This is a genomic window from Prevotella sp. P2-180 (assembly GCF_002251435.1).
In the GTDB taxonomy this organism is placed as follows: domain Bacteria; phylum Bacteroidota; class Bacteroidia; order Bacteroidales; family Bacteroidaceae; genus Prevotella.
On sequence record NZ_NPJI01000047.1, the window covers coordinates 1 to 13,130 of the forward strand.

Annotated in this window: 13 protein-coding genes; 2 read left to right on the plus strand and 11 right to left on the minus strand. The window is 44.2% G+C overall.

Going from position 1 to position 13,130, the window contains the following annotated elements; genetic code table 11:
* The first annotated feature begins 430 nt into the window (after positions 1–430).
* Positions 431–1,054 (plus strand): HU family DNA-binding protein, encoded by a 624-nt coding sequence (locus CIK98_RS07640; RefSeq protein ID WP_094383665.1) that lies wholly within the window; start codon positions 431–433, stop codon positions 1,052–1,054.
* 127 nt (positions 1,055–1,181) lie between these two features.
* On the opposite strand, the gene CIK98_RS17635 is transcribed toward CIK98_RS07640, so the two are convergent.
* From CIK98_RS17635 to CIK98_RS07680, 7 genes are all read right to left on the minus strand, one after another.
* Positions 1,182–1,424, minus strand: a complete 243-nt coding sequence (locus CIK98_RS17635) for a hypothetical protein (protein WP_141210465.1) — start codon at positions 1,422–1,424, stop codon at positions 1,182–1,184.
* 31 nt (positions 1,425–1,455) lie between these two features.
* Positions 1,456–1,644 (minus strand): hypothetical protein, encoded by a 189-nt coding sequence (locus tag CIK98_RS07645; RefSeq protein ID WP_094383666.1) that lies wholly within the window; start codon positions 1,642–1,644, stop codon positions 1,456–1,458.
* A 140-nt stretch (positions 1,645–1,784) separates the two neighbouring features.
* Positions 1,785–2,090, minus strand: coding sequence for a hypothetical protein (locus CIK98_RS07655; protein ID WP_094383668.1), 306 nt, complete (start codon positions 2,088–2,090; stop codon positions 1,785–1,787).
* Between the two features lie 193 nt (positions 2,091–2,283).
* Positions 2,284–3,693: a hypothetical protein gene (locus tag CIK98_RS07665; protein WP_094383670.1), complete on the minus strand. Its 1,410-nt coding sequence runs from the start codon at positions 3,691–3,693 to the stop codon at positions 2,284–2,286.
* A gap of 28 nt (positions 3,694–3,721) precedes the next feature.
* Positions 3,722–4,756, minus strand: coding sequence for an ATP-binding protein (locus CIK98_RS07670; RefSeq protein ID WP_094383671.1), 1,035 nt, complete (start codon positions 4,754–4,756; stop codon positions 3,722–3,724).
* Positions 4,757–5,205: 449 nt separating this feature from the next.
* Entirely contained in the window at positions 5,206–7,200 is a 1,995-nt protein-coding gene (locus tag CIK98_RS07675) for a carbohydrate-binding protein (RefSeq protein WP_141210466.1), read from the minus strand.
* Positions 7,201–7,229: 29 nt separating this feature from the next.
* Complete coding sequence (locus tag CIK98_RS07680; protein ID WP_172409861.1) at positions 7,230–9,572, minus strand: family 43 glycosylhydrolase; 2,343 nt, start codon at positions 9,570–9,572, stop codon at positions 7,230–7,232.
* Positions 9,573–9,914: 342 nt separating this feature from the next.
* Here CIK98_RS07680 and CIK98_RS07685 point away from each other — a divergent pair, with 342 nt between their 5' ends.
* On the plus strand, positions 9,915–10,481 hold the full coding sequence (locus tag CIK98_RS07685) for a 6-carboxytetrahydropterin synthase (protein WP_094383673.1): 567 nt from the start codon (positions 9,915–9,917) through the stop codon (positions 10,479–10,481).
* Between the two features lie 103 nt (positions 10,482–10,584).
* Here CIK98_RS07685 and CIK98_RS07690 read toward each other — a convergent pair whose 3' ends face one another.
* The 4 genes from CIK98_RS07690 to rpsD all read right to left on the minus strand — a co-directional run bounded on the left by CIK98_RS07690 (position 10,585) and on the right by rpsD (position 13,128).
* The gene (locus tag CIK98_RS07690; protein WP_094383674.1) at positions 10,585–10,899 is read right to left on the minus strand and encodes a hypothetical protein; all 315 of its coding nucleotides are present in this window, start codon (positions 10,897–10,899) and stop codon (positions 10,585–10,587) included.
* Positions 10,900–10,999: 100 nt separating this feature from the next.
* Complete coding sequence (gene rplQ / locus CIK98_RS07695; protein WP_094383675.1) at positions 11,000–11,482, minus strand: 50S ribosomal protein L17; 483 nt, start codon at positions 11,480–11,482, stop codon at positions 11,000–11,002.
* Positions 11,483–11,517: 35 nt separating this feature from the next.
* Positions 11,518–12,510 (minus strand): DNA-directed RNA polymerase subunit alpha, encoded by a 993-nt coding sequence (locus tag CIK98_RS07700; protein ID WP_094383676.1) that lies wholly within the window; start codon positions 12,508–12,510, stop codon positions 11,518–11,520.
* Between the two features lie 12 nt (positions 12,511–12,522).
* Complete coding sequence (gene rpsD, locus CIK98_RS07705) at positions 12,523–13,128, minus strand: 30S ribosomal protein S4 (protein ID WP_094383677.1); 606 nt, start codon at positions 13,126–13,128, stop codon at positions 12,523–12,525.
* Positions 13,129–13,130 lie beyond the last annotated feature (2 nt).

Genomic DNA, 13,130 nt, shown 5'->3' on the forward strand with positions numbered 1-13,130 from the left:
GCTTTGAATGATTTTGTATAATTGTTTCTGACACTACAAAGATACAAAATTTCCGCGTAATACGGAAGTATTCAAAGCCTTTTTTATTTAAATAATGTTATATAACTTTACTTCCGAAACTTGAGTACTTTATTCAAAATATTCAATAGCATTGTGGCGCTGTAAAGTATGGGCAGTCGAATTTTTAGAAACTATCGGTTGAAAAGTTTGGTGGATAGAGGGATTTATTGTATATTTGCAGCCTGAATGAATAATGTTGCACGACGCGAAACGTACATTGCACGGCGTGAAACATATATCCCACGACGAGGAACGTACATTTCGCGCCGTGGAATATACTTCAGATAGGCTGTACGCAGACTTTTGTATAGGCTATCGGCAGAGATTTATTACCGCATTCATTAACTAATAACAGAAAGGGAACTACTACATGACACAATTTGTGCTGAAAGAGATGAACGATCTCGATGGTAAAGGCAAGGGAAGAGTCTATCCACAAGTGGTGATTAACAGGTTGATGACAACCGAAGACCTTGTGGAACGTATGCAGAACAACACACGCTTGGGTTCTGCTGTCATACATGCTATGCTTCTTTCGCTGGGCGAGAACATTGCGACATTGCTCGATTCTGGTTTTTCGGTTAAGATAGACAACTTCGGCACCTTCTCGCTCTCGCTCGGCTTTGCCGACAAGAAAGGCAACAAACTGGAGGACGAGGACGACAAGATGAAATACAGGAGGGTGATGGTGAAGAACATTACGTTCAAGCCGGAGAGCGACTTGATATTCAAAATAAACAAGAACATTAGACTTGAGAGACATGTGCCGGGAGTGGTGAAATCGGAGAGCGACAGTTTCACTCCTGAGGAACGAAGGCTGCGCGCCATTGATTTCATCGAACGGCATGGGCAAATAACCCTGCAGGAATATGCCAACCTGAACAACATCAGCCGCTCAAAGGCATCGCGCGAACTGAACAAATTGGAGGGCATTGAGGGCAGTGGCATCAGAGGCTACGGCAACGCTCCGCACAAGGTCTGGAAAAAGAAATAGCCACTTGTCGGGACAGCGCGCGAGGGACAGGGGACAAGTCCGTGTCCTGCCTCCTCATTTTTTGTAACATTTGAGATTATATTTTTGAATATCCCTGCTGGAAAGTGACCTGTCCTCTGTCCTGATGTCAGTCCTTCGATATTATCTCGTTTATATATGTCTTCAGGTAGGCGGACAATGACAAGTCCGCCCCCTTATGTCTCATCACGAAATAGGGGATGAGGTTTATCAACACATAAAAGATTACAGATGCCACGCCGAAACATATCTTCATACAGAAGGATAAATCAGCAAATGTGGCACAATAAAGACAAGTTGTCATGGCAATAAAGAAGGCTAAAGCCAACAATATCAGATATTTTCTTCTCATAGTGTTGTCGAATGATTATATATTAAACGACTTATGGAATGATGGATACCTTGTCATCCGGTATCGTCAATACAGCGAGACATTCATCCCCGACTACAAGTCTAAAGCCAATCTTGACCTTACCAATATCCCCATATCCTACACATTTGCCCACAATTCCTGCCATATAGCCTTTCGTAACTATCAGTTGGTCACCTTTATTATACTTTTGGCTACTCATATCTTTTCGTGCTACTAATACTCATCTTCTTCGTCGTCTTCCTGCCATCTGTTGTCACAGTCAGGACAAACATATGATACACCATCGTGGTATGCATCTTCGCAACCACAATTAGGACATTCTATTAACATAATAAATATTTATTTAAAAGGGTTAATACTTCTGTATTTTGCATACTTGCTATGACCTGTATAATACGACTCGCCAACTTTGTAGGAGTTGCATATTTCACCATAATGCACTAATTGAATAACGGACTGCAAATTTGCTTTCCATGCTTTGTCGAATGCCACCTTTGGGATGCCATCAGCCCGGAAAAACGAACGTTGACAGGGATTTCTTACTTCAGAAGGCTTGTGAAATACTACATAACCCCCTATGGCCAAAATTGATACACCGGCGACAGTCCCAACGCCAATTAAAATTTTTTTTGCTGTTGTTTTCATATTATTTTTTTTTTTGTTTTCGCCAATGATTTCATGTCAAACACAGGGGCGAAGCCTATGAATGACGGCGCAAAGGTATGAACAAAAAAATATATGAGCAACGAAAAATCAAAAAAGATATGGTACGCGTACCAACGATTTCTTATGGGGGATGGTATGCGTACCATAATTTTGGTCATTATTACAATTGTTTCTATTCAAAAAGTTCGTCAATATCCTCATACTTTTTGGGACAGCTGCCCTTTCTTCGATAACCAAAGTCAACTTCAGTGGTTGGTTTGCCATTATATAGGAATAACTTGGCCAAAGGCTTCACTGGAAAATTTGATTTCCCTTTGACCAACACATTTTTCTTGTTTTCTTCAGATTTTATACGGTCTCCCATTAATAAACGACCACAAAAATATATAAGTCTGTTTTTTTTGTCAGATTTCCAATTGTATTTATAGTCTTCTCCAACCTTAACTAATTCCATGTATCCTTTCTTAATGGCTTTCATGATAGTTTCTCTTGGATTCTCTACATAGTAATGAAAATCTTTCAGCAAAGGCAGTTCTTCAATTTTTGGGTTGGCTACCAGTTCATAATTAGAGATGTCGTTACTCTTATTGTCCAACAACTTCTGCTGTTCGCTTGTTTCGATAGAAACACAATGTTCTGTCATTTTCAAGAATTCAGTATGGTCAGCTTTCTCCAAGACGAAGTCGCCCCCAAATATGTCACCTTTCGTAAACGAGGTAAAATATGCATGCACGATTGGCATTTCTGTCTTTTTCTTTTCAATAAAATTACCAATCAGATGTTTATCGTAGTCATTCAGCCAGTCTTGCTTAGCAAAAACATTTATTGAATTGACAACTTGATAAAAACCAATTAAGTTTCTGATTGACAAACTATCTAAAAATGTATCTATCGATGAAAAATCTAAAGTACATTTTGAGACAATTTCAATAGTTGGTTTGATTTCATTGATATCATCATCAGAACAACCGTCATTTTTCAAATTCTTTACCATTAGCGACTTGGCATCTTCATATAATGCCCGAATCTTTAATGAGATATCTTCTTCCGATCCTTCCTCTGATAATACCTCTATTTTACTATTCATTTCTCTTTGCATGTTTAAGAATAAACATAAATGAGAACACAAATCAGAAGCTGTTTTGTAGTTAATATCGTATTCCTTTATTGTATCTTTGAACAACTGTAAGTTACATTCCTTTATGCTTCTTTTCAATTCACTTTTCGCATAAGTGTTGCAGTCAAGTTTCTTGTCGATAATAATGTCACAAGCTATATCAAGCGAAATGTCGTGTGTCATATTTTCAAACAAACTTTCTATCGTCATCAAAGGGTGCGAATTCTTGGAAATATCCCATTCGTTATAATTTTCTTCGAGATAACGAACTAGTATAATGTATAAAACTCTACATAAGGGATGGATAAATGACAACCAGAATACATTTAATCCGATATAAGTTTTTAATTTGACATTATCAGGATTGTCCAATGCCATCTTTTGGTATTGTTCAATTTCTTTTCGTTCATCTTCTTTAATTGCCAATGCATTTTTTATGGCATTGATATATACAATATTGTTCATTTCACTTACTTGAATTTGTTAAAGTTAATTAAACAAGCCATAGCCCGAAGAATCGGTCGTATATCTGATACTCCCCGTTGTTATCAAGTAGCAATTCCTTTCCCACCAATGATTTGACGGCGGTTTTCACTGTGCTTGCAGCACCAAGCTGATATTTTGTCAGGAATGCCTTTCCCTGAATTTCCTTGATTGTCCCCTCTGTAGCAACTGCATGAAGTACTTTCGCTTGAATGGGAGTTACAAGACGAAGGAACGTTTGGAATGTACCCTCGTTTTCCAAGAGTATGTCAGCAAGAATGTCGTCAACTGTTGCCTTGTCGATTGTCTCAATACCTGTCTCGTAGAGTCGGTTGAGTAGAGTGTGAACGTACCATGTGTGAGAAGAAAGTTTGGTGTATAGATAGTCAAATGTTTCCTCATCAATCGACTGTCCGTTATTTCTCATCATATCCGAAGAAAAAGCATAATATGCCGACTTGTCAATTGTTCCAAGCGGCATCATTTGAGTACTTTGATAAAATGGTCTGGAGGCTGAGGCAAACATATTCTCGAGTACATGACGCTGGCTACCAGAGAAGATGAAGTTGACATTTGTAAGTCTTTGGATATAGGAGCGCAAGAGAGCTTCCACATTTTTGTCGGCATAGCCTGCTATCGTCTGAAATTCATCAAATGCCACGAAACATCTATAATCAGATTGTTCCATATATGCAAATATCTCAGACAAAGAGTATTCTCCCTGTCCAGGCTCCACATCAACCTTGAATCCTGGTTCGCCTGTCATTGTATCAGCCAATTTCTTGACTAACAATTCAAGGCTGTCAGTCTGATAAAGATCAACGTAAAAGCATTTTACATCATTGTCCTCCTGCATATTACGGAACACATGATGTATAAGACCTGTCTTACCCATACGTCGTGGACTTGTCAAGGTAATATTTCGGCCATTTAGCAATGCTGATATGATTTTGTCAGTCTCTTTTTGCCTGTCACAAAAGTACTCTGGCGAGACATATCCCGTCAGCACAAATGGGTTGAGTGGTATTCTTTTTTTCTTATTCATATCATCACGTATTTTACGTCACGTACTTCACGCGATGCAAATATACGTCTTTTTGATGACAATTCTACAGAGAGAAGAAAATAATTAACTTTATTTATATTTATCTCCAAATATTGTAATGCGCGGATTCAACTAACAAGTATTATTTAAACCAAAGAGATAAAGAGAAAAAGAGGGGTTTTGTTGATGGAGTAGGTCGCAAGCGACAGAGGAAAAGAGGTTTTGCGCAGCTCTCTATAAGCTCTAAATGCCTTGGCATTCAACCTCTATCATTATACAAATACTCTTAAACTCTTAAACTCTTTGGTAAAAAACTACGAAGGGTATTATTTAAACCACAGAGTTAAAGAGAAAAAGAGATTAGTATAAATACTCTATATCTCTTAAACTCTGTGGTTTAAAATAACTTCCGAAGTAACACTTTATTATGGGGGCATATAATTGAGCGATTAATTTATCAAATATATCTTATCCTTACCATTGTAAGTGCACTTCACGGTGGCACGTCCTGCAACAATCTTGCTCACCTCATACTTTACAGGACCATTTGCGCTTACCTTTATCACTGATTTTTCGCTGAGCGGCGCATAGGTCTGATAGTGGCCTAGGTCTGTATAGCCATTCTGGTTGGTAGAGAACACTGGTTGCTTAGGAATAGCTATCTCCTTACCATCCACCATAATCCTAACCTCAGGAACAGGTGACGGAACGATGGCCGACACTGGCATGTCATTCTTCGCAAATCCCAGTCCGTAAATATCCACGAGGCCTTCGTTGCCCTTGCCTTCCACCTTGAGATAGATGGCATGCTTGCCTGTGAGACCTTCCACTGCAGGCACAGGCACATTGTAGTAGCGCACATCCTTCGAGGCGTTGGCAGGCACATTCACCACGGCAATCTCCTTACCATTCCATGTACTGTTAGAATATGGTCCGTCGAGCATTACACGTATTTTAGCCGCTCCCTTGCCTTTTGAGGCAATGCCAATGCTGAGCTGCGTGTTGTCGCCCTTCTGTGTGCCAGCGAAGGCCTTAATGCCCTTTGTGTCCTGGGCGAGGCCGCCGAAGCCGAAGTATTTGAATCCTACTACACCGCCGTTAGGCACGTCGGCGAGAGTCATGCCGTTGTTCCACACGTCGAAGTTGTCTTGCAGCCAGCGTTGGTCGCTCATATAGCAAGCGTAACCGGCTGAATAATAAGCGTAGGGGGGAAGACCGAAGATATGGAATCCCTCGCTCGTCACCTCAGCTCCGGTGTATTTCATTCCGTCTGAAGCCTCGGCAGTCCACTCGTTGTTCTTAGAATAAGGGTCGTAGGCAGTGATGCGCACCATTCCGCCCTTTGCCACAGGCTTCTTGTCCCACTCAATCTTTATAGGAGCCACCATGGCTTGGCGTGCAAATCCAAAGCCGCGTGGCGGACGATGATAGAACACATACCACTGGCCGTTGATTTCCTGTATCGAGCCGTGTGTGTTATGGGCGGCGTTCATGCCCACGAGATGCGAGCCATCTTCGTTAGGCACAATACCACGGGAGTCGACGAGGACACCGCCTGAGCGCCATGGGCCGAGAGGAGAGTCGCCGAAAGCATAACGCAGTGCTGAGTTGGTAGAGCCCTGTCCGTATTCCGGTCCGCTATATCCCGAGAACACCATCACATACTTGTTTCCCACCTGGCGAATGCTCGATGCCTCGAAGAAGTTGAAGTCGCCAGGGTTCTGCCCCTTGTATAGAGCCGGATATTGTGTGCCCTCGGGGTCACGTATCACGCCGTAACGCTCCGATGCTGGCAGGAAATAGTCGCGTATCTCCGTTCCCGGACGTACACCGTACATGTTGTCTTGGTCAAGCTCGTAGGCAGTGGAATGCCGGAAGCCATAGAACACGTAAGCCCTGTAACCCTTGGCATAGTCGGGGTCCTTTTTGTTTGTAATTTTTTCAACAAATACCGATGGGTCAAAATCTATGAGCGACCCTTCTACACATGCCGTTCCGTCGGCATTGAGGTTTACTGGAGTGAATGGTCCGTCGGGGCGGTCGCCCTTGCACACCATTGGCACTCGGCGCCATCCGCGAGAATGCGGGTAGAGCCAATAAGTCTTCTTGCCCGTGGTCTTGTCTACAGTCTCCACGAGGTCAGGAGCAAACATTGTGTCCCACTGTCCGTTGATGAAGTAAGAGAAGATAGGGCCCTCGTCGCGCCATTGAGTAAGGTCTTCTACCGGAGCCGACCACATACGGATGTCTGGACCGCAGTAGGCGGTGTAGGTAAGGTCATGTGAGCCAATGATGTATGCTCTCATCTTTCCCGGATTGTCCGGATCTTCAAACACACGAGGCTCGCCGTCGGGAAGATGTTCCCACAACGGCAGATAAGGGTTTTGGGCAGTAGCCGCTGTCGCCATCAGTGCGAATGCGGCAGTCATAAGTTTTTTAATCATAATATTTTAGTATTTCAATTTTTTCTTCGTCAATCTTCAATTTTCAATCTTTCATATCTGAACCAGTCGACATCCACATATCCGCCGGTCTTCTTTGTGGCATAGTTGAAGATGGCGAATTTCGAACCCATAAAGAAGCGTCTGTAGTCGAAAATCATTTTATAGTCCTTCAGCAGTGGTGTCCAGTTGTTACCATCCATACTATAATATAATGTGGCGAGGTCTTTTCCGGGGCGGAAGTCTGCATCGATACGGAAATATACGCTCTTAGGCTTGTTAATCTCTTTGCGGAACACTTCCTTAATTCTTACATTCGTCACACGCTTGTCCTTATCGGTCAGTTCTACGTTCTCCTCGTCAGCCACTACGACCCACTTTTTCCCCTCTTTCAGCACCTTCACCACACCGGCGTCGCCGTTGAAAGCAGAGAATCCGCACACATCGCCGTCTTTCATCTTCTCTATGTCAATCTTCACGCTTGCTGTACAGCATGGTCCTTCCATGCGTTGTGTCATGGTGTTAGGTGCGAGATAAAGATTATCCACCACTCGTGTGGTCTTAAGGCGCATGTAGCCTGGGCGTTTTGTCAGCGACCATCCTTCAGCCACAGGGTTATGGTTCCATTGCCAGTTGATGTTCAGCATGGAGGAGTCAAATTCGTCGCTCGACACTATCTCTCCTCCCGTATATCCCGCCATAGGCTTTCCCATAGTAGTAGGAATCAGTCCGTTCTCGTCACCCAGCATAGGCCATCCGTCTTTCCATGTGCAGGGCATAAGGGTGAGCACGCGTCCACAACCACCACGGTCCTGGAATATCACTCCATACCAGTTGCCCTTTCCGTCGTCCACTATAGTGCCTTGTCCGGCATACGGGAAACCACCGAATTTCGAAAGCAGAATCACCTTTTTCTCGTAAGGTCCCATTATATTGTCTGCACGGTAGCACACCTGTCGCCTTGCGCCTCCACTGGGCCATGAAATCATGATGAGATAATACTTTCCGTTGTGCTTTATGAATCGGCTGCCTTCGAGCAGTCCAGTTTCCGTAGAATCCCGTTCAAACACTTTTCCGGCCAGTCCACCCTCCTTCACTCCGCTGAGGTCCGGGTTAAGTTCCTTCATCTCGCCTGTGCCGTAGAACACGTATGCCCTACCATCGTCGTCGAAGAAGAGGGAGGCATCGTGGAAGTGAGGTATGCGGTGGGCGAGAGTCCAGCCTTCACGAGGATCTTTTGTAGTGTAAACATATCCCTGCCAGGGGGCCTCGTTTGGCGAGAAATAGAGATAGTAGAGTCCGTCCTTATAGCGGATGGATGTTGCCCACTGTCCGCGACCATACACAGTTCCCTCCTTTAGGTCGTATTTGGGACTGTCGTGAAGCGAGGGGAACACGTAGCTTGCCACGCGCCAGTTCACCAGGTCCTTTGAGTGCATCACAGGAGCACCAGGCATAAGGTGCATTGTGGTCGACACGAGCCAGTAGTCATCGCCAACGCGAATAACGTCGGGATCGGGCACGTCTGCCCACATCATCGGGTTTTGAAATCCGTTTTCTATCTCCATTACCTTCTCGGCAAACCGTCGTCCAATGATGCGGTAGCCTTCGGCAGTGTAGTGCAGGAAGTCCTTTGCACAAGGGCAGTCTTTCGACGACACGACGTGAGCCGTAGGAATCACCTCCGGCAACTTGTTGATAATAGGATTGTGTGCGGCACATTGTCCTCCTACTTCCTTTCCCACCACTTCTCCTGCCACGAGTGGCACGTCAGCAGCCTTGAGGTTAAGGTCGGCGAGCAGGTTTTCATACACCTTTTTCACCTTCTCTGGCCAGTCTTGCTGTCCGGTGTTGGTTTCTCCCTGCAACATGAGTATTCCCTTTATCACTCCGTCTCGTTGAGCAATCTTGGCCAGTTCCACAAGTCGGGCATAAGGGTTGTCGTCATAGTCCTTAGTCATGTTTTTCATCCATAGAGGCTGCTTTTCGAGATACGAGGCATAGTTCACCTTGTCAAACAGTTCGATGCCACATCCTCCGATAGCTACATTTATCACTCCTATCCGAATATTTTCGGGAGTCCGTGCCACCATCGAGCGTCCGAAATAGTCGGCAGGGGTGAGTCCCGTATATGGTCGGCATAGAGGCGGCACAGCGCGGTGCCATTGTCCTTTTTTCCATCCTAATTTCTCGTCGTCCATCGACGCCATCGACAAAAATCTTTTGTCCACACCTTCAAGGTCTTGCTGCTCGTAGCGTGCGTTCCCCTCCATATTCGACTGTCCGAAGCAGAGATAGATATGAAAATTAGGGTCTTGGGCGTGACTTGTCAAAGCCACCAGCATAGTCAAAGCGAATACAAATAATCGGTTCATAATTATTGTGTTTTGTAATTAATGTGAGTTTCGTTTTATATTCTCAATAAATGTGGTGCAAAGTTAGTGAAAAATTTTCCAAACGCACATTTGTTTTGTAACATAAACATGAATTATTGTTTCATAATTCCTTTTTATGTTTATTTCCACTATTATTTAGGCAAAAAATGAATAATTTTTGTTTATACCTGCATAGTATCCGGTAATACTATCAATTTTCAACTTAATAAATATTCTCTATTACCCGATAGATTTTTTCGTTTGTCTCGCTTTAGTAAATACCGTAACTTTGCAGCAGAAAAGAAAAAACATTGTATAACTAAAAAAAAAGGAGAAAAAACTATGAGAAGTATCACAACATTTGACTTGCAGTATGCACACCGTTTCTATGGCTTCAAGGGTGAGGCGCAGTATCTTCATGGCCACACTGGCGTGTTGACAATCGAAGTGGAAGATTCGGTAAACATGGGAGTAAACATGGTTTATCCGTGCAACGAGATACAGAAAGTGGCATGGAACGTGCTTAAGAACTTCGACCATTCGCTCATTCTTCGCGAAGACGACCCGCTACTGCCTGCCATTCTCGACGTGTATGAGAAACAAGGCATCAAAAACGGGCACCCTCAGAACACCATGAAAGGCGAGGCTTTCAAGACCGAACTTGCCACAGCTTATCCCGACTGTCGTCTTGTGGTGACCAAGGAGACCATGACCGTGGAAGGCATGATAAAGATTGTATACGACCTGCTGAAGGACAAGCTAAACATCGCCAAGATTACATTCACCAGCGGCGTGAATGCAGCCTCTGCCGAGTTCTCCGACCGTAAGGAGATCGACCGCTGCCCACTCTGCGGTATTGCCCTCGACGAAAACGGAGTCTGTCCGAAGTGTGGTTATAAGAAAAGATAGACTGGCATTAGTATAGCCGTTCTATAGCCGGTATCACGACTGTTCACGTCTTATGAATAGTCGTGATACTTTTCTGTCTTATGATGACTTCCAGAGCAGTATATCAATAATATTCTATAAGATGTTTGTCGCTTACGTTGTAGTCCTCGTGCCATCCATCGTCGTAGATATACTTTATATAATAGCCTCGGTAATCAGAGGGCACGTAGACTTTTTCAACGAGATGCCAACGTGGCACTCCATAATCGTGAGACTGGCGGTAGAGTATCAGGCGATTGGAAATATAATCTACATCAAAGAAACCGCCGCCTATGGGCTGGTCGTCTGGTTGAACAAGTTCGCTGTGTAGATGCACCATTCCTATGCGAATATGCCCATCAATGGTAAGTACAAATTTCGGCAGTGCCTGAAATGACATAATAATATGGTTGTCGTGAATTGAAAAAAGTTATGACATAAGAAAAAATCCCAAGGGGCAGAACCCCATGGGACTTTTCATAAAGTATATCTCTTGAGTATTATTCAGCCTTTGGAGCCTCTTCAACCTCAGCAACTGGAGCCTCAGCAACTGGAGCCTCAGCCTTAGTAGACTTGCGAGAACGACGTGTAGCCTTCTTCTTGGCAGCGGTCTTAGCCATGTTCTCATCGAAGTCAACGAGCTCAATGAAGCAAATCTGTGCAGCATCGCCTTGACGGAAACCAAGTTTGATGATGCGGGTGTAGCCACCTGGGCGATCGCCAACCTTGGCAGCAACAGCACCGAAGAGTTCCTTCAGAGCTTCCTTGTTCTGGAGATAGCTGAAAACCACGCGACGAGAGTTTGTTGTATCTTCCTTGCTACGGGTAATCAGAGGTTCTACATATTTCTTCAAGGCCTTAGCCTTGGCTACGGTCGTAGTGATTCTTTTGTGCATGATCAACGAGATAGCCAAGTTAGCGAGCATGGCATGACGATGGTCAGCAGTACGACCGAGATGGTTGAATTTCTTATTATGTCTCATTGTTGTTTATTCTGTTTTGAGAGGAAAAGGAGAGATTACTCCTTTTCCAGTTTATACTTTGAAATGTCAGTTCCAAACGACAGATTCAGACTCTCGAGCAAATCATCAAGCTCAGTGAGCGATTTCTTACCGAAGTTACGGAACTTCAAGAGGTCAGTCTTATTGTACTGTACGAGGTCGCCCAGTGTCTCTACATCAGCTGCCTTTAGACAGTTGAGAGCACGAACAGAAAGATTCATGTCGATGAGACGAGTCTTGAGCAACTGACGCATGTGCAGTACTTCCTCATCAAACTCCTGGTTAGCGCTGTCATCAGAGTTCTCGAGAGTAATCTTCTCGTCACTGAAAAGCATGAAGTGATAGATGAGAATCTTTGCCGCCTCTTTAAGAGCGTCTTTCGGGTGAATGGAACCGTCCGTAGTTACTTCCACCACAAGCTTGTCGTAGTCGGTTTTCTGCTCGACACGATAAGGCTCTACGGCGAATTTAACGTTACGGATAGGAGTGTAAATAGAATCGATAGGAATTACGTTAACATCAGTGCAGAACTCGCGGTTCTCGTCAGCAGGCACATATCCACGGCCCTTGTTAATCGTAAGGTCTATCTGCATTGATGCTTTTGAGTCTAAATGACAAATCACCAAATCTGGGTTTAACACTTCAAATCCAGTCAGATACTTACCTATATCGCCAGCCTTGAACTCGGTAGAATTCTCGACCGTGATACTGACTTTTTCGTTCTCGAATTCTTCTACTACTTGCTTGAACCGAACTTGCTTCAGGTTCAAGATAATGTTGGTCACGTCTTCCTTTACACCAGAAACTGAAGAGAACTCATGCTCGACACCCGTAATGCGTATGGTGTTGATGGCATAGCCCTCAAGTGATGAAAGAAGAATGCGGCGCAAGGCATTACCGATGGTAACACCGAAGCCGGGCTCAAGCGGACGGAATTCGAACTTTCCGAATTTGTCGTTGGCCTCCAGCATTACGACTTTATCAGGTTTTTGAAATGCTAATATCGCCATTAATTTAATGATTTATTTAGAGTACAACTCAACGATTAACTGCTCCTTAATGTTCTCAGGAATGTCGGCACGCTCCGGCTTGTGAAGGAACTTGCCACTCTTTGTGTTCTCATCCCACTCCATCCAAGGATATTTGCTGTGGTTGAAGCCTGCCAATGCAGCCTCGATAACCTCGAGAGACTTAGACTTCTCGCGAACAGCGATCACCTGTCCTGGCTTTACAGCGTAAGAAGGGATGTTCACTACCTGACCATCAACAGTAATATGCTTGTGACCTACAAGCTGGCGGGCAGCTGCACGTGTTGGTGCGATTCCAAGACGGAATACCACGTTGTCGAGTCGGCACTCAAGATTCTGGAGGAGAACCTCACCGGTGATGCCATCAGCCTTAGCAGCCTTCTCGAACATATTACGGAACTGACGCTCAAGTACACCATATGTATATTTGGCTTTCTGCTTCTCTGCCAACATGACAGCGTACTCAGACATCTTTCTGCGACGGTTATTGCCATGCTGTCCAGGAGGGAAGTTTCTTCTGGACAAAACTTTGTCTGCGCCGAATATGGCTTCGCCAAAACGACGCGCAATCTTTGATTTCGGTCCTATATATCTTGCCATAA

Bases quoted from the DNA above. Each gene is read 5' to 3' on its own strand.
- CIK98_RS07680 (WP_172409861.1), bottom strand. From the start codon at position 9,572: ATGAACCGATTATTTGTATTCGCTTTGACTATGCTGGTGGCTTTGACA.
- CIK98_RS17635 (WP_141210465.1), bottom strand. From the start codon at position 1,424: ATGAGAAGAAAATATCTGATATTGTTGGCTTTAGCCTTCTTTATTGCC.
- CIK98_RS07685 (WP_094383673.1), top strand. From the start codon at position 9,915: ATGAGAAGTATCACAACATTTGACTTGCAGTATGCACACCGTTTCTAT.
- CIK98_RS07665 (WP_094383670.1), bottom strand. From the start codon at position 3,693: ATGAACAATATTGTATATATCAATGCCATAAAAAATGCATTGGCAATT.
- CIK98_RS07655 (WP_094383668.1), bottom strand. From the start codon at position 2,090: ATGAAAACAACAGCAAAAAAAATTTTAATTGGCGTTGGGACTGTCGCC.
- rplQ (WP_094383675.1), bottom strand. From the start codon at position 11,482: ATGAGACATAATAAGAAATTCAACCATCTCGGTCGTACTGCTGACCAT.
- CIK98_RS07700 (WP_094383676.1), bottom strand. From the start codon at position 12,510: ATGGCGATATTAGCATTTCAAAAACCTGATAAAGTCGTAATGCTGGAG.
- CIK98_RS07690 (WP_094383674.1), bottom strand. From the start codon at position 10,899: ATGTCATTTCAGGCACTGCCGAAATTTGTACTTACCATTGATGGGCAT.
- CIK98_RS07645 (WP_094383666.1), bottom strand. From the start codon at position 1,644: ATGAGTAGCCAAAAGTATAATAAAGGTGACCAACTGATAGTTACGAAA.
- CIK98_RS07640 (WP_094383665.1), top strand. From the start codon at position 431: ATGACACAATTTGTGCTGAAAGAGATGAACGATCTCGATGGTAAAGGC.
- CIK98_RS07675 (WP_141210466.1), bottom strand. From the start codon at position 7,200: ATGATTAAAAAACTTATGACTGCCGCATTCGCACTGATGGCGACAGCG.
- rpsD (WP_094383677.1), bottom strand. From the start codon at position 13,128: ATGGCAAGATATATAGGACCGAAATCAAAGATTGCGCGTCGTTTTGGC.
- CIK98_RS07670 (WP_094383671.1), bottom strand. From the start codon at position 4,756: ATGAATAAGAAAAAAAGAATACCACTCAACCCATTTGTGCTGACGGGA.